Annotated in this window: 19 protein-coding genes; 3 read left to right on the forward strand and 16 right to left on the reverse strand. The window is 35.8% G+C overall.

Annotated features, from left to right (window positions below; translation table 11 throughout):
- Positions 1 to 28: 28 nt before the first annotated feature.
- The 7 genes from hsdR to B9Y67_RS19405 all read right to left on the reverse strand — a co-directional run bounded on the left by hsdR (position 29) and on the right by B9Y67_RS19405 (position 9,544).
- Positions 29 to 3,235, reverse strand: a complete 3,207-nt coding sequence (hsdR, locus tag B9Y67_RS19375; RefSeq protein WP_085508983.1) for a type I restriction-modification system endonuclease — start codon at positions 3,233 to 3,235, stop codon at positions 29 to 31.
- A gap of 479 nt (positions 3,236 to 3,714) precedes the next feature.
- Positions 3,715 to 4,485 carry a DUF6602 domain-containing protein gene (locus tag B9Y67_RS19380; RefSeq protein ID WP_085508984.1) on the reverse strand — a complete coding sequence of 257 codons (771 nt, stop codon included), beginning with the start codon at positions 4,483 to 4,485 and terminating at the stop codon, positions 3,715 to 3,717.
- A 227-nt stretch (positions 4,486 to 4,712) separates the two neighbouring features.
- Positions 4,713 to 5,276 carry a recombinase family protein gene (locus B9Y67_RS19385; protein WP_085509250.1) on the reverse strand — a complete coding sequence of 188 codons (564 nt, stop codon included), beginning with the start codon at positions 5,274 to 5,276 and terminating at the stop codon, positions 4,713 to 4,715.
- A 419-nt stretch (positions 5,277 to 5,695) separates the two neighbouring features.
- Complete coding sequence (locus B9Y67_RS20830) at positions 5,696 to 5,848, reverse strand: hypothetical protein (protein ID WP_176224058.1); 153 nt, start codon at positions 5,846 to 5,848, stop codon at positions 5,696 to 5,698.
- Positions 5,849 to 6,708: 860 nt separating this feature from the next.
- Entirely contained in the window at positions 6,709 to 8,064 is a 1,356-nt protein-coding gene (locus B9Y67_RS19395) for a DEAD/DEAH box helicase family protein (protein WP_254901847.1), read from the reverse strand.
- Positions 8,065 to 8,227: 163 nt separating this feature from the next.
- Complete coding sequence (locus tag B9Y67_RS19400; protein ID WP_176224059.1) at positions 8,228 to 8,968, reverse strand: HNH endonuclease; 741 nt, start codon at positions 8,966 to 8,968, stop codon at positions 8,228 to 8,230.
- A 42-nt stretch (positions 8,969 to 9,010) separates the two neighbouring features.
- Entirely contained in the window at positions 9,011 to 9,544 is a 534-nt protein-coding gene (locus tag B9Y67_RS19405) for a GIY-YIG nuclease family protein (RefSeq protein WP_085508987.1), read from the reverse strand.
- Between the two features lie 248 nt (positions 9,545 to 9,792).
- Here B9Y67_RS19405 and B9Y67_RS19410 point away from each other — a divergent pair, with 248 nt between their 5' ends.
- Entirely contained in the window at positions 9,793 to 12,369 is a 2,577-nt protein-coding gene (locus B9Y67_RS19410; RefSeq protein ID WP_176224060.1) for a helicase C-terminal domain-containing protein, read from the forward strand.
- Between the two features lie 406 nt (positions 12,370 to 12,775).
- Here B9Y67_RS19410 and B9Y67_RS19420 read toward each other — a convergent pair whose 3' ends face one another.
- On the reverse strand, positions 12,776 to 14,368 hold the full coding sequence (locus tag B9Y67_RS19420; protein ID WP_085508990.1) for a DUF262 domain-containing protein: 1,593 nt from the start codon (positions 14,366 to 14,368) through the stop codon (positions 12,776 to 12,778).
- A 155-nt stretch (positions 14,369 to 14,523) separates the two neighbouring features.
- On the opposite strand from B9Y67_RS19420, the gene B9Y67_RS19425 reads away from it, so the two are divergent.
- Together B9Y67_RS19425 and B9Y67_RS19430 are read left to right on the forward strand one after the other, a co-directional pair.
- On the forward strand, positions 14,524 to 15,423 hold the full coding sequence (locus B9Y67_RS19425) for a hypothetical protein (protein WP_085508991.1): 900 nt from the start codon (positions 14,524 to 14,526) through the stop codon (positions 15,421 to 15,423).
- A gap of 155 nt (positions 15,424 to 15,578) precedes the next feature.
- Complete coding sequence (locus B9Y67_RS19430; protein ID WP_085508992.1) at positions 15,579 to 15,824, forward strand: hypothetical protein; 246 nt, start codon at positions 15,579 to 15,581, stop codon at positions 15,822 to 15,824.
- Positions 15,825 to 15,901: 77 nt separating this feature from the next.
- Here B9Y67_RS19430 and B9Y67_RS19435 read toward each other — a convergent pair whose 3' ends face one another.
- From B9Y67_RS19435 to safA, 8 genes are all read right to left on the reverse strand, one after another.
- Positions 15,902 to 16,714: a hypothetical protein gene (locus B9Y67_RS19435; RefSeq protein ID WP_085508993.1), complete on the reverse strand. Its 813-nt coding sequence runs from the start codon at positions 16,712 to 16,714 to the stop codon at positions 15,902 to 15,904.
- Positions 16,715 to 16,733: 19 nt separating this feature from the next.
- Positions 16,734 to 17,114, reverse strand: a complete 381-nt coding sequence (locus tag B9Y67_RS21175; RefSeq protein WP_085508994.1) for a tyrosine-type recombinase/integrase — start codon at positions 17,112 to 17,114, stop codon at positions 16,734 to 16,736.
- 103 nt (positions 17,115 to 17,217) lie between these two features.
- The gene (locus B9Y67_RS19445; protein ID WP_085508995.1) at positions 17,218 to 18,129 is read right to left on the reverse strand and encodes a tyrosine-type recombinase/integrase; all 912 of its coding nucleotides are present in this window, start codon (positions 18,127 to 18,129) and stop codon (positions 17,218 to 17,220) included.
- Positions 18,130 to 18,284: 155 nt separating this feature from the next.
- Positions 18,285 to 19,037, reverse strand: a complete 753-nt coding sequence (locus tag B9Y67_RS19450; RefSeq protein ID WP_085508996.1) for a YebC/PmpR family DNA-binding transcriptional regulator — start codon at positions 19,035 to 19,037, stop codon at positions 18,285 to 18,287.
- An 89-nt stretch (positions 19,038 to 19,126) separates the two neighbouring features.
- Positions 19,127 to 19,705, reverse strand: coding sequence for a YhcN/YlaJ family sporulation lipoprotein (locus B9Y67_RS19455; RefSeq protein WP_085508997.1), 579 nt, complete (start codon positions 19,703 to 19,705; stop codon positions 19,127 to 19,129).
- A 68-nt stretch (positions 19,706 to 19,773) separates the two neighbouring features.
- Positions 19,774 to 20,520, reverse strand: coding sequence for an NAD(+) synthase (gene nadE, locus B9Y67_RS19460; RefSeq protein ID WP_085508998.1), 747 nt, complete (start codon positions 20,518 to 20,520; stop codon positions 19,774 to 19,776).
- A gap of 30 nt (positions 20,521 to 20,550) precedes the next feature.
- On the reverse strand, positions 20,551 to 21,441 hold the full coding sequence (locus tag B9Y67_RS19465; protein ID WP_176224061.1) for a phosphotransferase: 891 nt from the start codon (positions 21,439 to 21,441) through the stop codon (positions 20,551 to 20,553).
- Positions 21,442 to 21,496: 55 nt separating this feature from the next.
- Positions 21,497 to 22,495: a SafA/ExsA family spore coat assembly protein gene (gene safA / locus B9Y67_RS21180; RefSeq protein WP_369668776.1), complete on the reverse strand. Its 999-nt coding sequence runs from the start codon at positions 22,493 to 22,495 to the stop codon at positions 21,497 to 21,499.
- Positions 22,496 to 22,646 lie beyond the last annotated feature (151 nt).

Below are 22,646 nucleotides of genomic sequence, written 5' to 3' on the forward strand. Positions count from 1 at the left end.
AGTGCCTCGATTAAGAGGCACAAAATTTTCAGCTAATATACAAGTTATCATTGATAGTATTAACAACATCATCAATGTCTTCGCCAAATTCTCGTTTTAATATATTATAGCCTCCACTGCTACGAAAAGGTTCTTCAGAAAAAGCATCCTGTGGGTTAGGGGCTAAAACTGGAAATTGGATTAACTGCTTTTCTATTCTTTCCAGCCACTTTTTCTGCCTCGGTGTCCAATCATTCATTGAATATACTTTTTGCATTGCTCTTTTAATACGTGTTTCATGGTCAACCAAGGCCTCACCTAAAGCCACTTGTCGAATGAAACTAATAATATCAGCTGCAATATCTTCATTTTTTGTATGTTTCCAGGCGGTTTGTAAGTGGGATTGCTTATAACCCTTAGTTTCCAATATTGTAATAAGTTCCCTGAGGTCTTGTCTAGTCAGGTCTTTTGGACGAGTACAAACTAGATTTAAGGCAGGTATTTCGTTTATGTTTTCTTTAATAAAACTTACAAAGCCATCAATATAATCTTCAGGACGGCTATTTCCTACTCCGTAGCCACGCTCTACACCCTTGACTTCGTCTACTTTATTAGAAATGTAACGTTTCTCACCTTTTGGTCGATATGTTTCTATGAACTCAAACAATATAGAGTGGTTCTGTGCTGCATTAGGTGTGTATTCCTGAACTTCACTCACCCATTCATCAATGCTTTTACCTTCAGATAGTTCCTTGAATTTTTGGTCTGCTTCTTCATTCAACCTTTGTTTCTTCCGTTGTAATTTTGCTACCAACTGGTTTCTGAAGAATTTTTCTTCTTCATCTGAGGTAGCATGTTCAAAAGATTCACGTATCTGCTTAATGCTATCATTTTGCTGTTTAACTACTGGCTTCATTTCTGTATAGCTTTTCAGCTTATCGTATATTCCCACAGCATCAAAAATATTAAAATGAGTTTTGCCAATATCAGGGCATAACCTAGTAGCCCGTCCTAGCATTTGGTCATAAAGTATACGAGATTGAACACGCCTTAAAAATACAATGTTAGTGATTGCAGGGACATCAATTCCAGTTGTAAGTAAATCTACTGTTACCACAATGTTAGGCAATCGCTCATTTTTCAATTTCCTAATAGCATCTTTTGGATGATAGATGTAGCCAGTTATTTTTACAATAGCGTCATCTTCTATCTCATCACCACGCTTGCTAAACTCTTCCTTCAATATGCGAACGATTAAATCTGCATGTTGGTCTGTAGCTGCAAATATAAGTGTCTTTTCGTTGCTGGTTGGGTCAATATAATCAGTGAGTTTGCTTAAAACCGCTCTATTGTATGGTTCAGTAATGACTTTCTTGTTAAATTGCTCTACTTCAAAATGAACAGTGTCTTCCATCTTCTCTAACTGAATTTCAGCGTTATCAACGTCATATACTTCAACTTCTTCGTCTTTTTCAAAACTAATGCCTGCTTTTGCAAGTTCAGTTTTAAATAAATACGGTGGTTCATGGTCGACTAACCAACCGTCTAAAACTGCTTCACTGTAGGAATATTTGTAAATCGGGTCTCCAAAGATTTCAGACGTATGAAGTGCTGGCGTAGCGGTAAGCCCCAAACAAGCAGCATCGAAATAATCAATAACACGTCTATATTGACTTACATAATCGTTTTGGTCTTTAAATTCCAGTTCTTCTTCTGTCATTTCTCTGTCTACGGTATAACCCCGATGTGCTTCATCCACTATTATAAAGTCATATTGCCCTACACTTGGTATATTCTCACCATCGTTATAGAACAACCTTTTAACCATGCCTTGAACAGTTGCAATTTGAACTTTAGTTTCCAGCTCTGGTTTTATATCCTCAAGCGTTTTAACATCGTATGTGTCTGCAAAGGAATAGCCGTCTATTTTAGTATCAATTAAAGCATCTTCAGTTTGTTGACCTAAAGAATTACGGTCAACCAAAAATAGTATTCTTCGACACTTTTTAGATTTGATTAAACGATACATAAGAGCAATTGCTGTCCGAGTTTTCCCTGTGCCTGTCGCCATAGCAACTAACATTCTTCGCTGACCTTTTTTTAAGGCATTTTCTGTTGCTAGTACAGCATTTTTTTGGTAATCACGTAAACCGAACTTAGTAATATCTTCTTCTTCAAGTCGTTTGTTAGCGTCCGTATCATCCTGTTCTAGAAGAAGTTTCAAATCTCCAGGGGAGTGCCAACCTTCCAAAGGTCGAGCGTGTACTAATGGCTTCCGAGAGTCCCAAAACCAAATTCCTGATTCTTCTTTCAATTGCTGCAAATAGGCCCTGCCATTAGTGGCATATAAAAACGGAACTTTATAGTCCCCGTGGCTTCCTATTATCTTTTCCTCGTCTATTTGAATCACATTTTTAGCATAGGTTTTGGTTTGGCTTTCTAGATAACCTGGAATGTTCCGTTTCTGTGCTTTGGCTTCGATTAAGCCAACCAGTTCAAGACCGATGAAAAGAGCGTAATCAACCCTTCCACCTTTTACTTTCCATTCTGCGATAGCCATGTTTCTGTTCTTTTCAGGTAAAGTTCCTTTAGTGTAGTGGTTCAATAAATTTGAATCTACTTCCCAGCCGGCCAAACTGAGTTTTTCATCAATGATTGAGCGAGTTTCTGCTTCGGTTAATTGTTGGCGTTGCATAAATCTTCTAGATGCTTTTTTCCGTTCAGCCTTAACTTCGGCATCTTCAGTTTCCGCTTTTCTTCTTATCTCTTCTAACTCGTTTTTTAATTCCTTTACTTTATCGTCATATTCTTGCTGTAATGCGTCTACATCAATATCACTTTGTTCCTCAGGTTCTATGTAATTTGGAGCTTCAAAACCCCAGTCACCATACACTTCCATAAACCAAGTTGATAATCGGAAGGCTAGGTTTAAAAGCACTTTCGCTTCTTCAATTTCTCCGTAACCTGCTTCGTGAGATGCTTTGTTTCCTTTCAAACGTAGCGTATCAAATATATTATATAATTCAGGCTCTACTAGCCCTTCATTTAGTAGTGTTGTAATACGGTCTACATGTCTATTGCGATATGGTTCAGAGATATTTTCTAAAGCCAAAATAAACTTAGACATAGTTTCTCCGAACAGTCTAAGCTTCATTAAAGTTGTATGCGGGTCTTGGTAGACATTCTTTTCAGCTGCTTCACCTAGGTTAGCAAGTACATCCCATTTTCCACGTAAAAAGGAAAAGTTGCTTTGCATTGTCATCACCGCTTTTAGTAATTTATAAACCTATTATACTAGAAACAGTATATTTTTTACATTATCTTAAAATAAAGTGAATTTTCCATGTTCCAGTTATTACCTTTCCAAATCTTTTTATATAAAATAAAAAATACTACACTCGTGGCTATAGCGAAGAGGTCACACCCTGAAAGAGAGTCCTAAAAAGTGAATAAAAAAGAAAGCGAACAGATGCCATCAACTTTTCCAATATTTAATCAGTAATGCTAATGAAGGGAAGATGTTATGTCTATCTATTTTCATTGCAGTGCAATTTTTGTGGCTCTAACTATTATTTCTTGATGTTGTTTTTTTGTGGTTGAGTGTTGGGTTTTTGAAACAAAGGTTATTAAATAGAAGTAATAATATCTATATTTTATTAAGAGGGCATTTTGTCTTGATTCCACTTTTATGGAAACTTTATTTGACAAACTCTCCTCCCCCTAAGCAAAAACTGTTTAAGACTGGTATTTTTGTTTTCTTATCGATAAATCAGTTATTAATGCGTCCTCTTTACCATTTGGCTTTTTAATAGGATATAAAAACCATGTTTTATCGAGAACCTTTTTTGGGGCTATACTTTCAACTAAATTAGATATAAAATATGAAAATGCAAGTTCTTGTATATCATAAAAGCTATACACATTATCCACTAATTGCGTCCTTTTTTCTCCACTTTTCCAATACTTTATAAATATTTTTTCCCCAAGGCACAAATGGTTAACTGCTCCTTTACTCTCATATAATGATTGTCTTAAGTTTTGGTTTATTTTACTTTTTTGTATCTTAATACCACTTTTTTCAAAAGCAAAAATCCCATTAAATTTTGCTTTTGGTACTAAAGCTGCGTTTTCTGTTGCCTTTCTAATAATTGGTATAATATCTCCACTGGAGACAGAAGTTTTCACCTCAATTAAAGCTCTTACACTATCTGGTGTCGTTACTATAAAGTCTCCTTCACTAAAAAGTAAAGGATATGAATTATCATAAATTATTATATCTATTTGACCCGAACGTTTTACTTCTTTTCTCTTCATGGAGACTATAAAACCAGTACCTAAGCTTAAGTTTCTGGGTAGAAAGCGACTAATTACATTCTTTAGAATAGATTCCTTGTATCTGCCTTCTTCTCCCCAATGAGCATCACCAATTAATTTTCTTACCCTATCTTTTATGGCAATTAACTCCCGTGATATTGTCTTTTGGAACTCTTCTATCTCAGTATTCATAATCAACTTTCCTTTCATAGTTCTTAAACTTAATTATAGTTTATATGCAGGAAAATCACACCATATATAGAAAAAGACCACCAAAATTTTAATAGCTCCTTTTTTTCAAATTTTGTGTCGTGTAGATAAGGGGGCACTGGGCTTATATAAGTTTTGAACCCCTTGAGAATGTGGAAATACACCCCCAATAGCAGCCACATAAAGAAAGAGACCCCTAGGGGAGTCCCTTATAATTGTTCAGCCTTCAGTTCATTTTTCCTGTAAATTAGCGTTCGTTTCTTTATGCCAGTCATTGCTTCAACTTCTTTGTATGTATGATTCTTAAGTAATTCTACTGCGTGTAGTACTTGTTTTTTTGAATATTTTCTAGGTCTACCTTCTCTAAAATCCTCACGTTGCTTAGCCAATGCTTTACCTTCTTGAGTACGTTCCACAATCATATCACGCTCAAACTCTGCGAATGAACTTAGAATATTAAAAATCAGTCTGCCTGTTGGGCTGTTTTCTACTAGCCCCATATTAAGGATGTGAACTTTAACTCCTCTTCCAAATAAAGCCTTAACTGTTTGAATACCTTCAAGTGCTGACCTTGCAAATCTATCTAGTTTTGTAACGACTAATGTGTCGCCTTCTTGTAGCTCCTCAAGAACCTTATTAAACTCAGCTCTATCTGTTTTAGTACCTGTGTATTTCTCCTTAAATATAACATCACATCCTTCAGCTTGTAATGCTTGGATTTGAACCTTTAAATCTTGTGCTACTGTTGAGACCCTTGCATATCCATATTTCATCATCAATTCCTCACTCTTCACCAGTTATTTGTTGTACTATTTATTACACTAAGTTATTGCACCTATTGAAGAAGAGTATAGCAAGGATGTTAAAAAGGTGCAATAACTTTTAAGTATTTGCACCTTTCATGCACAATAAAAAAGCCGTTTTCCTCCACTCTATACCCTCTATTTAAAAACCTATCGAAACAATTTGAAACCTTACTGATATGTCGATTTCCTTATCTATGCTGTTGGCATTATCACATTTGAGCATTAATTTTACTAAATCTATTAATGACTCGTGGTGGAGGGAAACGTGATTTTTCCTAAGGTTAATATCCTTATCAAGCATCTTAATCATGTGATAAACTACTTTTCCACTAGTCATGAATGATTCATACTGCTTTTTTGTGAGGGAAACCTTCTCATCTGCCTGTTCATCTAAAGAAGTTCCGTTTTTTTTCTTTTGAAATTAAGTAAGTTAGATAAGCACTAAAATTCCCTCCATGTAACCTCTCCGATTGGGTATGAGGGTAACCAGAAATATCAGCTCTTAAGCTAACACTTTTTTTAACAACTTGTTCATCCATATTTTCTTCCTCCTTTATCCTAGTTCAAATACCTTGATTTAGTATTTGCATCTCAAACTGTTCTCTTTTTTCCGATGAGTCCAAAATTAGAGAGCGGGGATAATTAATTTGAAGTAAGCAGGGAAACTTTTCGAAAAATGATACAGTTGCAATTGCATCAAACAAGCCATTAAGTGAACCTTTTTTTCAGAAAATCCCGTCATAAACAAATGTATTGCAATGAAAGCTAAAAGTATTGCAATACAAACGTTTTTTTAGGGATTTACAGTTTGATTTACAGTAAACCAACTTTTCATTCTAATTCAATGTACATCTTGTTCATACCATATACGCCATCCAAAGAAGCATCTCTTTATTTTTTCAACCTTTCTTCTAATGCCTGAAAAGAATTCACTCCCTTTCCCAATAAACTACAAAAAAAGAGAGCCTCAATTAAGAGACCCTCATTCTTCTCATACCCCTTTTTTCCCACCTTTTAATAAATTAACCAATCAGGTATCTAGTGCAACTCTACTGCATCAACACACCATTGTTATATGTGTAGATTCGATATTAAATCTTATAAAGTTGCAGTTCTGAACGATAGTGAAGAACTAGCAACTGCCTAGGAGTAACGAAGCGTTAGCGTAGTAACGGGGTGGCAACCCTAAGGGCTGGCTTGTTCAGCCCGTCACTCGTTCGTGCCTCACTCGCTCCTCCTCGACCATGTGCTAATCTCCGCTTTGCTCCGATTAACACATGTATATAACAACTCCATTACAATACTTATGCAAATTTCTATTCTCCTTTTATAAGGAATTTTCAGCAAACAGCAGTAAAATAAAGGGGTTACATAATCACTTATGCAAAATCTTACATAGCTATTTCGAGTTTGTGATAAAAGTTTTTTCCTGTTCAAACCATGCAACAGCTTCTCCACTGAGATACGTTTCTAACAAGCCTCTCATTCTACTAGAAGGAATATATAAATCAATGGTTTCATACCGTCTTATTCTACTCCTGAACAACCATTGAATTAGTTCTGATAAAGCCCAAAAATCTTCATCCACTTTAACATTATGATGTTGGAAGAATTTCTTTTCAACTGGGTTCATAAAACGATTTGCAAGATATACACAAACTTCCTTATCTATATAATCATTTGTTGCTCTGGCAGTAAGTGAGACGAATTGTTTTTTAGCAGATTTGGGTGTTATTTTGTTCTCGAAATCTTTTAAACACGTCCACATCATCTGCTCAGATTTAACCTTACATTTGTTCCAATAGAAATTATAAGCATGACTTTTAATGAGCTTGACCATTTCTTTATCTTTCACTTGATGAGTTAACCAATTATTACTAAATGCTCCCCTTTTTTCACCCACAGCATTCATGTCTTTTTCATTTGGTTTCAAAGGATAATAAATGTTAATTCTTTGTTTTAGGAAAGCTACATTTTCTTTTGTAGGCTTCACATAGGGGATTAATTTATATCGGCTAGTAACTTTGTCCAATTCTACCGAATTGAAATACATTGGAACACCAAACATCTTGAAATAGTATCGCTGTGACTGTCCCCAAAACATATAAGTTAGTATATTAACTTTTTTGAAGGCTCTAAATACTGAGACAGGGAAAGTCCAAAACATTGCTGTATCATTAAAAATCATTAAATTGTTTGTCTTTGCCAGCCTCTCAATCCGTTTGAAAGCTCCATCATAATTTTCTCTTTTCCATTTGACAAATCCATTTTCATCAACTGTGACGTAAGGTTCATTACCGTCGTGTCCAAGTAACAAATTGATATCATCCTTTGACACTTGCGCTTGCTCAATAACGTTTGCTACTTCATCTAATATCAAAGTATAGTTATTGGATTTAATAAATTTCAGAGTTGCCTCATCAATATTTGAGAATAACTCGTGGGTACTCACTATATTCTTTCCATGCCTCACTAATTTCTTTAGACTATCTAATTTCGTAACGCTGTCTTTATCAACCTCTGGTTCAGAATATCTTCTACTTGTAACAGATTTTTTTATACGGTCTACCTCTGATAAAAAAGGTGTAATGAACATAAATTTCTCAGATTCATCTGCTTCATTCATACTCTGAATAGCCCAAGAAGTTTTTCCTTTTCCACACGTTGCGTCTATAATTTGAACTGGACTCATACTAATAAATTCTTTCAAAACCTCAACCATCTTTCTATAATTAATTTCTTCTATCCTGAACATTCCACCTTCAACTTAACCTTTATCGAAAACCACCATAAAAATCCTTAGTAAATAAAGGTGGTGACGTATAAAAAGCTATGATGTTTTGGCTTCGTATCGGTAAATTCCCAAAGTAGAATGTGTGAAAACAAGAGGTTATATTTTCAAACCAATTTATAGTTTACTACATAATCCTTTCGCTTTCCTTATTACTATTTTCTAAGAGTTTTTTTACATATAATTCTATATCTTTACATTTCTTCAATAAGCTTTCCAAACTTCCCCTATCAAATTCAGCATTTGCATTTTTTAAGCTCAAACTGTCCACCAACTGTAAACTAATATCCAAATATTGTTCTAAGCGCTGTTCTAATAAGTTATCACTTGGAAATAAGGGTTCAATATAAAAGAGATACTGCTGCAAGTGTAAGTTTCCTTTTCTTTTATTACATTTTTCACAGGCACATACACAATTCTTAAGGCTTGTAATACCTCCTTTAGATTTAGGTATAATATGGTCGATAGTGTTACCATATTTTCCGCACAGGTAACAAATATTGTTGTCCCTTTTTAAAATTAAATTCCTAAAGGTTTTCTCATCGTAAAACTTATGAATTAGCCTATCATGTACTATTCCAGCCATACCTTCGTCGACCAGTTTTGCTGCTTGTTCAAAGGATACCTCGTATTCAATCTTTCTCTTTGATGGAATTTTCAATCTTACCTTAATATTACCGGTATTGCTCAAGTGGCTTACATCCGTTTTATAAACTGTTGACGGTAGTAACACACTGTTACTATTAGGCGTACAGGACTTACAAAAAGACTTTCTTTTCCCATTGCCTTTAGATGGAAAATCTTGAAACCATTTGACCAGGCCACACACCTTGCATTTTTTGTAAATTTTACAATTGTGTCCAATCATTTTTCTCACCCCTTTCATAATAGTTGCACGACCAAGACATAATTAAGCATCATACCTATCTACTAAACAGTTGTAACAAAGACAGTTGTATTCATTAGTGCAGCATATTATATTATCAGCGAACTTTTGGACTTCTCCATATTTTTTGAATTCACCATTTTCAAACCATTCCCTTTTGATTAGGCACGCATCGAACTCTAGTAAATAGTCTTTTATATTGTTACTTTCTATTTTCAAGCCATTATCAATAGCTATATTTTTATATGCAGCCTTTCCACCAAAGAAAAGCCATCCCCCTTTATTTCTGTCTGGTTGGAAGTACCTAATAATTAGATGCTCGAGTACATGCAACACCGTCTGATTTCTCGGGTCGGTTTTTATAACACACAAATAATTAATATCATCAGTTAACTTTTGGCTAGGATGATAATAATGAGATTGCAACCTATTTTTAAAGTCAGCTTTTGAAGCACCAACGTATTTTACCTGTTTGTCTTTATCAATCAATAGATAAATTCCTACAACTCCCTCTAACCCAGTTATATTAAAACCCTTTACATGAGTATAACTACGCATCTCTAAACCACCTTATAAATTAATTTCCATAAGAAGCATAAAGCATCTACTAATAAAAGGCAAATAGTTTTCAGATAATTCAGTAAATTACTAATGTACTAAATCACCTTAATAGTAAACATTTAATTCACTTCAAAAAGACCACTTCACATTCTGTAATGTAGTCTAGAGCTCACTTTTTTATACCCCCTATAATTCTCTTAAATGTTATAATATTCCTATATTACGATATGAGAGGAGAGAGTGAATTGAGTTTTTTTATTCCAGACGAAGAAGACAACCAGTACACGGATACAATTGACTTATTTAATAAACTGGGGAAATTAGAAAGGCTTTCTCATGAACAAGGAGAATCACTAAAAGAGTACGAAGATAATAGAGAGAAATATTCTGATTTTGCAATTGAGATGCCTGCAGGTCACGGAAAAACCTTAGTTGGAGGACTTATATCAGAATTTAATAGGTTAAATAACAACTGGAGAGTAGTCTACGCTTGCGCAACTAGGCAATTAGCTTCTCAAACACACAAATTACTCGAAGAATATGGTATTTCTGCTGTATTGTTAACTGGTAGAGCAAAAGAGTTTTCTCAGATTGACTTAGGGAAATACCAGAGGTCGGAAGCTATTTGTGTTACTACATATGGTCACATTTTCAATATTAATCCAGCATTTGATGATTCCAACCTAATAATTTTTGATGATGCTCATGCTACCGAATATGCAATTAATGATTTTTGGTCTGTCGATATTAATAGACAAAGTCACCCAGACATATTTGAGGCATTAATCACTACATTAGGAGATAGCCTCGCACCAAATGTTTATGACAAACTTACTCATGGAACTTATGACCCAATGACCGATGGAATAGATATTGTTTCATTTCCCCAGTGGTACAAAAAGATTGATTCAATAAGAAGTTTGCTTGATTCTCGTACCGATGATACTGACCTTTATTACTCTTGGAGCAGAATTAGGAATAATATTCCTGCATGCCAAATTTTTGTTAATCATTCAAACATTGTGATTAAGCCTGTTATCTCACCTAATAAAGCACATGGAGCATTCAATAACCCTCAAGAGAGAATATACATGTCTGCTACAATTGGTACTTCTGGTGAATTAGAGAGAATGTTTGGCGTGCCAGACATACACTATATCAATAAATTTGCTAATTATTCCAACAAAGTATCTGGAAGAAGGCTGATATTGTTTCCAGAAGACCATTTTGAAGGGGAAGAATTACAACGTGCTTTAGTTGAAACAATTAACAATAGTAATAGGGCTTTAATACTCACACCTTCCAATAAAAGCTTGGGTAAAGTGGAAAAATGTATGGGAAAACTGTTACCTGACTTTAGCCTTTTAAAAAACACCGATATTGAAGATAACCTTACAAATTTCACTAATAAAGATAAAGCTGTGTTAGCACTATCTGGAAGATATGAAGGCATTGACCTAAAAGATGATGAATGCAGGTTAGAAATTATTCATGATTTACCAGTAGCAGTAAGTGTAGAAGAAAAGTTTTTACAAGATAGATTAAATGCAACTGAGTTATTGAATAGTAAGTTGTTAACTAGAATCATTCAGGGCTTAGGTCGATGTACACGAAGTAAGAGTGATTCTGCAGTAGTGTTGTTTACAGGTAAATACGTTGGTGACTACCTGTATAAAGAAGAGTTCAAAAGACTTCTTCCCGCTGATATTCATGCAGAAATGGATTTCGGCTTTAAACAAATAGACTTTATAAAGGATGTTGAAACTTGGCATGAGTCTATCAAATACTTTTCCGATAAATCAGGGGAATGGTCAAAAGTAGAAAGCTTTTTAGAAAAGCAGGAGAGTAAGTTACTAAAACAAAAACAAAACCACCCATCTAATCAGAGTTCTATACAATTGTACGATTCTACTAGTTCTGAAATTGAGTATATATATAGTCTATGGAATGAAGAATACTCTGACGCACATGAAGCAGCTAATAAAGCGCTCAATGAACTCGGAAGAAATGAGTCACTCAAAGGATATAGAGCATGGTGGAACTACTTAATCGCTTGTGTAGCAACAATTCAAGATGATACGGAGAAAACTCAGAAATACCTAACTAAAAGTCTAAAAGCATCTAATAACAAAATTTGGCTAGATAAAAGAGATATCAACCTAATTGGAGAAACTGAAGTTGAAGTACACAGCGATGAAATGGAGTTACAAATTGAGAGAATTGGCAAATACTTAAATTCATTTGGTGATAGGGATAAGAAGTTTAATAATGAATGGGCAAAAATATTAGATGGTCTTCGTAATAAGGAAGCTCATCACTTTGAACCTGCTTTGAAAGCTTTAGGCACAACTCTAGGTTTTTATGCAGAAAATCCTCCAAATGGTGATGGTATTCCAGACGGCGTTTGGAATATTGGAGAAACATGGGTATCTTTAGAAGCAAAAACTAACATAGAAGATGAAGAAGGTTATATTCCTTTTGAAGATATTAGACAAGTTGCTTTGCAACCGAGTTGGGTAAAGCAGGAGCACAATTTGGATTATGATAAAGAAATTACACTTGTAATGATTTGTGCAAAAAACAAGGTCAAAGAAGCATCACAGCATGCTACGGATGGAATATTCATCTTAAGCCCAGTTGAAATACTTGAACTAGCAACAAGTATAGAGAATGTACTACGGAGTGGCTTAAATGAATTGATATATGGTGTTAAGACCAATCTTAGAAATGTTCTAATTCGAGCACTACGAGAAAATCATGTTACTCCTGAAGACATCTTAAGTAGATTAACCCAAAGAGAGTTATCATCAATAATTGAGTGAGGTTGAGAAGACCAATACAGAAAACGCGCCTTAAGGCGCATTTTCTGTATTTATAACAGCTTCTGTGAGACAGTGCTCTAAGGTTATAAATGCTTATTTAATTCGACTAATTTACGTCTTCTTCTTCCTTTTGCCCTTTTCTCAATTCTTTGCTTAGCTTCATAAAAGGCATGTTTGCTTATCTTCTTAACATGGCATTCTACACAATACCATTTATATCTGCCTATTGGGAACTATACATTTCGAAAGAACTTTGAAATCCTCTTCAAATCCCTCTTTCTTCCAACCCCCTGGAGGAGATTCAATAAACTTAAAAGGCAATTGTTTTCTTTTTTTATTAATATAGTTCATTCTTGTCACTACCATAAACACTAAAACAATAAGATTAATAAGATAGATAAGTTTTCTAGTTATCCCCACTCAATCTCATTGCTGCTTCCTTTAACAGTTTAGACCTAGTGCTCAAAAACTTTTCGTAGTCTTCGTCTATAGCGGCTGTGTATACCTCATTGTTTATATAGTTACTCTCCAATACCTCTTCCATCTTATCACCCAATATACCTTCTAAATCTTTGAAATAAACTGACGGTCGAGAATTTGATATTGTTCTATTATTCCCCATACTTAACAAGCATATATTTGCATGAGGGTCGATATTATCTATCCCTGATGATTTAAGATAATCCTTAGGGAATATATGATGATACTCATGCCTATTAATTACCGCTAAAGCTCTGTCTGTATTTATTCGAGAACCGTCTAATAGACTTAAAGGCTTATTTTCAGCTAATAACAAAGCAAAAGTTTTACTAATAGCTTTATTCAACCTAAAATTTTCTTTTACAAATTTATCATAGTCTATGGGCTTTGTAATCTCCAGATGCTCTATTTCCTCTAAGGCGAAATTTCTAATCTGTTGAAGGTCGATAGTTATTTGCGCAGTATTAAATGAAGCAAAGTACCCTGTAAATGCAACCTTCCAAAACCATTTTTTCAATTCGTCTCTTTGTACTAAAGTAGGGTTTGGTTTTATGTTAAAGAACTCGACTAAAAATGTTAATTGCAGTGAATAGGGAAGATAGGAATTTGAACTTATTGGTAATTCATTTGTAACAAAATCTACTGCATGTTCATAAGCAGCTTTACATTTTTCTGATGCCTCTTTGAGAACAGAAGGTTTATAATCACGTAGTCTGTTAATGTCATCTTTGTTAAATCCATGTCCATTAGCTGAAGAAATATTTCTTAGAATCTCAACCTCTTTAACTCCTTCAAAGTTTTTTGAACTGATAGCATTTCGGACGTCTTCAATACTATCACTTAAATCAAAATCTCCACTCCATGTTGCTGCTCTCATTAAATCTACCATGGTGAGTCTTCTCCCAGTGCTATTAATCCTCTCAAAAATAGGGGCTACTTCATTGACTTTCATATCTCCTATAGTCACTGCAGCAATCTTATAATCTTTGACGGATTGTAACAAAGCTCTTGCATTTTCTTCAAATTTTTCTTGTTTGGGATGTCCTTCGAAGCGCTTACATTGGTTAATAAAATCAAATGTTCCTAACAGTTTACTTAGTGGGAAATATTCTGATTTTTCTTCACCCTCTGGATGTATAAAAGTTTCTTTTTCTAAATCAAATGCAATATTCCACTCACTTTTTGGATTGTCCCCCGCCCAATACAAAGCTCCACACAAAGTCGATAGCCTTTGTTGACCATCTAATAAATAGTTGGTTGGATACTCATCTGACCTTTCGTTGATTTCTAAGTCTCCTATCATTCTCTCACTAGCCAATTTCTCTTTTGTTAACCACAATAAAATACTACCTATAGGATACCGATTATAAATACTATCCAATAATGCTAAAATATCGTTTTTTTTCCATACAAAAGGTCTTTGAAATTTTGGTAATTTAATATCTCCACTCTTTACTTTCATTATTAACTCTTCAATTCTAAGTATCTCTGGTTTTGGGTCATGTTTATAAGACGACATTTTTTTCTCCTCCCATTCACTTATTAAGTAAATAATACCATATTTTACATAAATAATTGATTGTTCTCCCTGTTAATAATACAATATTTAACAATAATAGTTACATTAGGATGGTTACCAATGACCTTTATATCTTATGTAGAAAGGATAATGGCATGGCTGTAGCAATGGAAAAAGCGTTCTCTAAAATACTTGGAAAAGTTATCGTCCCAACTGATGTTTCTAAGGACGAGTCGTTAAGGAAAGGTTTGCTATGCATTGATTGCAATATTAAAATTACTTTCCGCATGGAGCATGAACGTAACAAACAGATGATTTCTGCAGGGTTTATACGTAGAAAAGGGATTGAACACAAGTCATCTTGCCGTTTTAACACCTTGGGGCAAGTAACTATTATAGCGCAAGAGTCTGACGCTATACTAGAAAGTATAAATGAAAGTAAGTTTAACTTACGACTTACATTGCTTCATAAATCAATACCTCAAGACATAAATAATACTTCAAGGGAAGAAAAGAAATCGGTCAATACGACTGTTAACCAAGAACAAAAGTATCAATCTAAGGGAAAGTTAAGTTCATACCTTGCGACGATGAAAAAGATTATAGAACTGCGAAATTCATTAGAGGATAAAAAGGAACTTCATTCAATTGTAGAGATTAGTTGTCAGAATAGGAAGGTAAAATGGGAATCGTTTTATTATGAACCTGAGCGTTATCTAGAAGCACATAAATACCTAAAAAGATTAAATTGGCAAGAAAGGCATCCAATTTGTATAGAAGGTAAAATTCATAATATACGTTTTGTAGAAGAGCTAGGTAAGTATGCTATAGACCTTAAATGGGGTAAGGCGAAAGTCGATTCTAAAGGTATCAAGTGTACGCCATCTGTATCTGTTTTACTTAACAACAAACAATTATTGAAAATCGGATTTCAGAAAGGTCAATGTATTGCCTTATGTGCATTATGTACTCAGAAAGTTAAGAAAAGAACAGGACTAGAATACCTTAATATATATGCGAAAATCTACCATAAAAATCAGATTGTTATTCTTTAAAATTAGGCTTTATTGATATGAGATTCACAACAATGTGGTGTAGTAGATTTACCAACCAAACAAAACTTAAGTAGTCTTCTTCTTACAAATTCGATTCACTAAATAACAGACGTGAAGTGATAGAAAAATAACTCTCTAAAAAAGGAAGAATATTAATGTATTTAGAAGTAGTTAAAACAGATTGTTTGACATTAGATGGTGTAGTTAATTCATTTACTCTTACTCCAATTAAAGATAATAATGGAACTAACAAAATTCGTGCGGATAAAGCTACTGAATATATAAGGACTAGAACACATAGAAACAAAATGATAGGAAGTCACATCATATATAACTTTAACGACTGTCATATGGAAATAACATCAACCCCCCCCCCAACACGTAAGGTAATCTTAAGATAAAAACATAACCTATTCTATATATTTAAAAGCAGCCTAAAACGGCTGCTTTTTACATACATAAAAATCTCTTCTATATCCTATACAACATCAAGAGATACCCCCATTAAGTAAAGGAGTTCATAATATACTTCATCTTCCTCCGCTAATATTAGTGAATCTTTTAAAGTAAGCCATTCTGAAAGTTTTTCGGAACTTGTTATCATTAGGGTCTTCATATTCTCATCTGTAAGTGCGTCTTTTCCTAACCATTCTGTAGGTACACTTAATGAAAAACAGTATTCCATTATTATTCGTGACTCATTTACTTCACTCTCATATTCAAATATGCTTGTGCTATTCTGCAGCCTTTTTGCCCCACCGATACAAAAATCCTTAATATTTGCTAGAAAAGCATTAGAGTTACCTGATTTATATTTGGTTAATGTCTCCCAAAAATCTTTAAATTCTTGTGAGCTAAAAGAATGCTCAATTTCACCTTGTGGAGGAATACTAAATATAACTGGGTTTATCTCCCATCTTTTCGTGTACATTAGTTCATACGATTGTAAAATAAAATCATATATAATACGAACATTGTTATACTTAAAATCTTCCCTCATTTCTAACCATTCTTGAAATAAAGCAGAATTGCTATATATTAGTTCATCCAAAAAATTACTGTTTAATACTTCTGTCCCATTAGAAGCATGAACCTCTTCAAGTTCGCTATTTCTAAAAAAATAAGCTGTCATTACATTAGCTTCTCTTCGTATACTCGTTGTCTCTATATCGTTAAATTGAGTACCCATTTTTGAACCAAGCTCTATTATGTTAACCATTTTATCAAGAAATGATTTGGAATTATTCGGTAGGAAATGTTCCAATTTATCCATGAATGCTTTCTTGTCCACAAAATCTCCCTCTTTTCTTTTACAATAAACCTCTTAAAGGGTCGTGTTCATCTAAAATTTCTTTTAGTTCATGCTGAAAATAACCAATGTACTGTCTAGTTACCTCTATTTTGGAATGCCTGGCAAGTAATTGTATCTCCCTTAAATTTGCTTTATTCATCAACAACCTTTTAATAAATACGTTTCTCATAGCATGTGGTGAAAAGTCCCCTTGAATACCTAAATCTTTTTTCAGTCGCTTTATAAATAACTGGACTCCATTCCTTGTAATCCTTTTACCCTCCCGAGTGACAAAAACCGCTTCTGGTGCTTCTCTGAAGTGAGTCTCAACAAACCCCTTTGCCCTATAGTAAAGCTTCTGAGAGTAACACAGAACTCCTCTAATGCTTAAACTACTAATGCTGGTTCATTACAGTCAGCCTTCATATAATTAGAAGCATTAAAAATGAAGCGGTATGAACCGCTTCATATAAAATAATCCTGGTTTTAGAAAACCTTTTGTTTTACATATTCATTAATGGGGATGATTTAATGCTATTCTCCACAATTTGCTCGTCTTGTAGAGACTGTAAATATCTCTTAGTAATATTTATATTTTCATGACCGAGCAATCGACTTAACGAATAAACGTCTATACCGTTCATTAACATCATTTGAGCATATGTGTGGCGTATCGTATGAGGTGATATACGTATGTCTCGAGTGATACCTGCACGCTCCCCAGCTACCTTCACAACACGTTCTACAGCCTCTACGGTCAAAGGTTTGCCAGTGAATGATAAAAATAAATTATCATGTCCATTAAAATCATTTTTTAAATAATGCTCACGTATCCGACGATACTTAAGCAGATATTTGTTGAGTGCTGGTGAAATGGCAATATAACGTTCTTTGTTTCCTTTTCCCACAATTTTTATTGTGGTAGCACCAATATTGGATTGCATAAGCTGGCATAATTCCAAGTTACGAATCCCCGTATCAGCCAACATCATAATAATCAACTTATTTCTTGCTTCAATGAATGTATTGGTTTTAAAAGCATTGACCATGTCACGTATTTCTTCAGGAGTAAAAGCATTGATAACAGGCTTGGATTCTTTTAGCCATTGAACCTTAGCAGTTGGGCTGAATTTCGGCATCAAATAACCTTCATCAATACAATAATTGATAAAACTTCTTACCGCTTTGAAGATATTGTTAATGTAAGTAGCTTTCCTGCCCTTTTTGGTCATATACATTCCATATTGCTTAATGTGAGTCGATTTTATTTCTTCAAGTTCAGTTATCCCAAATTCTGATTCAGCATACTTGAGAAATGCCATTAAGTTGGTCTTATAACTTCGCTGTGTTCTAGTAGAGTATCCCTTAAACTCTAAATGAAATAAGTATTCTTTTAACAAGTCTTCAATAAACAAAATGATACACGCTCCCTATATTGAATTTACAATTTATTCAAGAGAACGTATATCACAGACAATTATGATTTAAGTTTTGACATATACCATAACTTGACGCATTTTTCTATTTCCAGTTTGCCCAGAAATAGAAGCTATTATAATCAGGGATTATTTCAAGTTAGTTTTTCTAATACCTCTTCATCCGCTTCAAGGTTATGATAGATATCCTGTACATCATCATTGTCTTCCAGCGTATCAATAAGATTCAACATCTTTTCGGTCTCTTTTTCACCAAGGGGTGTATAGGTTTGAGGGAACATGGAAATCTCGGCAGTTTCAAAGGTATAACCACTTTGTTCAAGCTTTTTCTTAACTTCTGAAAAGCTTTCCGGTTCCGTGTAAATCTCGAAGGTTTCTTCATTAGTTTCCAGCTCTTCTGCACCAGCTTCGATAACCTCGAGCATTAGATCGTCCTCTTCGACATTATGGGCGGAACGTTCAATAACGAGATAGCCTTTACGATCGAACATGTAAGAAACACAGCCATTCTCACCAAGATTGCCATCATTCTTATTAAATGCATGACGAACTTCGGCGGCTGTCCTGTTTTTATTATCCGTCAACACTTTAACCATGACGGCTGCTCCTCCAGGGCCATAACCTTCATAAGTCATCTCTTCATAGCTGACACCGTCAAGGTCGCCGGTAGCTTTTTTTATGGCCCGGTCAATGTTTTCATTCGGCATATTGCTCGCTTTGGCTTTATCAACAGCCAGCCGGAGCGAGGGGTTCATTTCCGGATCCCCACCCCCCTCTTTAGCTGCCACGAATATTTCCCGTGCCATTTTCATGAATACTTTTCCGCGTTTAGCATCTTGCGCATTTTTACGTCTCTGGATATTTTTCCATTTAGAATGACCAGCCATTGGACATTCTCCTCTCCAACACGATAGTATCTAATTTCTTTTATTACTATATCATATTGGCAAGAATCATTGAAGAATGAGAAATGTCATCAACTGTCATTATTCAGCTGGAAGCGCTCAATAAATTTGTTTATTTCCTCCCTCACTTTTTCCGGTGCTTTTTCAGCTCTCACTCTGGCATCAAGATCTTTCATTTCATCCCAATCACTATGGTTGATATGAATAACTACATCTCTTTCATCTGATACCTCTGCCACTTTATTTCTGACCTTATTCTTCAAGTCATGATCATTTTTGGCATGAGGAGTAGGCACAACACCAACCAGGATACGACCATCGATAGCAATCGCCCTGGCCACCGATACTTGTGGTAATTCATTTACGGCACGTGTGACTTCCATTGATTTTTCGTTATAGAAGTCATTATCATGGGCACGATTGCTAATATTATAGGTGGTGTCCCTCATATCCTCTTCCGCATCCCGTTTTATTTTATTAGGATCTCCACGTCGCAATTCTTCGCTATTTGTTTCTGAATTCCCCCGTTCTGTCGTTTCTAAAGGATCGTAGGTGTTGTTATTCCGGTCATTCTGACGAGTTTCCTGTGTGTTGCACCCTGCCAGAACTAAAACTATAACAAAGGTACTTCCCACTAACTGTTTCCACATAAAAAAACCTCCTTTTCCTTTATGTTGGATTAAGGAGGTTTTTTTAATCTGTCAAATTAACCCACTTTTCACATATCAAAAACGGGTGGTGCCGCCGCAAGCTGGCGTTTGTGAGCCGAGCGTCGATGTAAGGATTCAATGATTTCACGGTCTTTATCAGGGATTGGTTCTCCCTTTAAATGTTTGTCAATCATATCATAAGTGGTACCCATTTCATTCTCATCTGTTTGCCCTTCCCATAATCCGGCACTGGGCTTTTTATCAATAATTTCAGCAGGTACATTTAAATGACGGGCCATTTCGCGAACCTCGCCTTTAGTGTAATTCACTAACGGTACGAGGTCTACTCCTCCGTCCCCATATTTAGTGAAATAACCAGTATACCATTCCGCTGCATTATCTGTTCCTACTACCAAATAACGATAGTTAGTCGCTAAGGTATATAACGTACTCATTCTCAGGCGAGCACGAAGGTTAGCATCGGCGAGCTGTTCCTGTTCATGATTGAATGTTTGTTTATTCTGTAATTGTTTTTTTATTGCTGAGAACATTGTTTCATGGGTTTCCGTTAAATCAACGGTCATATGATCGATCTCACAAGCATCAATTACACCTTGAGCATAATTCTGATCACTTGGATTACTTTTACACGGCATAATCACCCCAAGTGAATGTTCCGGGCAGGCAAGTTTAATCAAGTTTGCCACAACCGCTGAATCAATACCTCCACTGACACCTACCAGAAGACCCTCTACATTTGCTTCCTTTACTTTTTGCTGAAGCCATTCAACAATGGCGTCTACATGTGCTTGCATCATTCTTTTCTCCTTTACAGCTATAATTATTTATCTTAGCACATGCTGAACTTTTTCAACAAATTCCTTCCTGTCTTTCCAGGCAGCATGCAGCCAGTCAAGATGGCCTGCCAATTTCTGGTCTTGCCTCTTATATTTGCGGTAGACATAAAGCCACTCACGCATTAAATCACTTGGAACGAGAATCCCTTTCAACCACGCTTCTTTCCACTTGGTAGCATGAAAATAAACAGTAAGCTCCTTTAATGAATGATGGGTATGGGGTAAAAACCTTTGACCTAACTGAATGTCGTCGTACAGTTCCGGTCCCATTTGTAAAAGGTCAAAATCAATCAGCTTCACTGAACCATCCCGCGTTCGGATGAAATTATGATGAGCAACATCACCATGCAGCCAAGTTTTTCGTTCCCAAGCATCTTCCTCAATGGCAGACCAGTTCAGACGCTCGAAGTCATCCAGTGTTTTGCTCGCAAATTGGTGAAGTTCCTGGAATAAAGTCCGATTCCCCCCATAGGAGAATGCCGGAAATGTTTTTTCGAACTGTTCCAGTCTTCGCTGGTATTTAATATAGAGTGGATTTTGAAGTAACAGTGGAGTTTCTATTCCCTCTGTGCTGGTATGAAAATCTTGCACTACTTTGCTTGCGGCTAACCGGTCACTTTTATAGGCAAAAAGCAGATGATCCCCTTTTAACCACTTAAACAATCCCCATTCGCCATCAGCATTAGAAATGACCCAACTGCCATCAGGGTAAGAAAGAGGTTCTGCAGCATAAAGGCTTGCTTCTTTCCATTGTTCGAAAAAAGTATGTTGTTTTTCTAGTTTTTCAAGACTTTCATAACATTTCAGCGCATACTCATTTCCTTGGGATTTCACCCAATAGACATCCTGTTTAATCTTCTTGACATCTTCCACAGTCATTTCTTTTCTGCTTAAAAAAGGAAGAAGGCGATTCCATTTAGAATCGCCCTGGTACTTACTCCTCATCATCGTCAAAATCGTAAGAATACGGCATCTGACTTCCCATACCTCCTGGGAGTGGCTGGCCAGGTTGACCATAACCCATCTGTCCCATTTGCTGACCGCCCCAAGGCATCATTTGCTGGTAGGGAGCCATTCCATGCTGCATCTGAGGCATTCCCTGCATCTGAGGCATCATCTGGCCATGCTGCTGATATGGCATCGGCTGCTGCATACCGTAGCCTGGCATCATATGCGGAGGCATCTGGTGTCCCCACATCGGCATAGCTCCCGTTTTCCCTCCGCCACAACCACAGTCATCAGCCATTGGCATTTGCGGCGGCATGGCTGCAGATTCTTCATCATCCTGCATCCACATGCCCTGCACTTGAGGCATTGGGCCATGGTGATAAGCTCCTTTATAAGCACTTTCCATATCATCCTCACAATGAAAATCACTTTGAACCAAGTGACCTTGTGGCATTGGGGGACATGGCATCGGCGGGCAGAACACCGGGTAGTATCCAGGCGGACACAATGGCATTGGATGATGCATTGCCGGCTGAACCTGCGGCATTTCTTTTACTGACTCCGGTGATTCCTCTTTGACTTCTTCTTTCGGTGGTGCAGGAGGCTGGTAAGGCATCTGCGGCAAGTGGAAGGTCGTGTAGTAGTTTTGCAGCTGTTGTTCCATCATCGGCATTTGGATTGGCATCATTTGCTGCATCGGAGGCACCATCGGTTTTTCTTTCTCATCTTCTTTAACTTTCGGAATTGGTTTAGGGGCCTCCTTCTTATAAGGCACCTTTGGTGCTTCTTTTGGTTTTTCCTTTTGCATCGGTGCCTCTTTCTTCACTTGCTTTGTTCCCTGTGGTACTTTGATTTTCATCCCTGGCATAATCATATCAGGGTTGGATAACTGGGTATTCATTTGTTTCAGTTGTTCAAAATCAACTCCATACTTTTGAGCGATTTTCCACAACGTATCACCTTTCTGAACGATATGAATTCTCACTTTAGTAGCTCCTTTCTTTATACAAATCAAACGATTTGAACAAGAAATCTTCATAACAACTTATGCACAGGATGGGAAAAGTTGATGAAAAAGCCTAAACTTTTTTAAACAAGTTTCACTCATATCTATTCAGCCGGGCGTATATCCGTTA

Origin of the sequence: Thalassobacillus devorans, assembly GCF_900176565.1 — a bacterium.
In the GTDB taxonomy this organism is placed as follows: domain Bacteria; phylum Bacillota; class Bacilli; order Bacillales; family Halobacillaceae; genus Thalassobacillus; species Thalassobacillus devorans_A.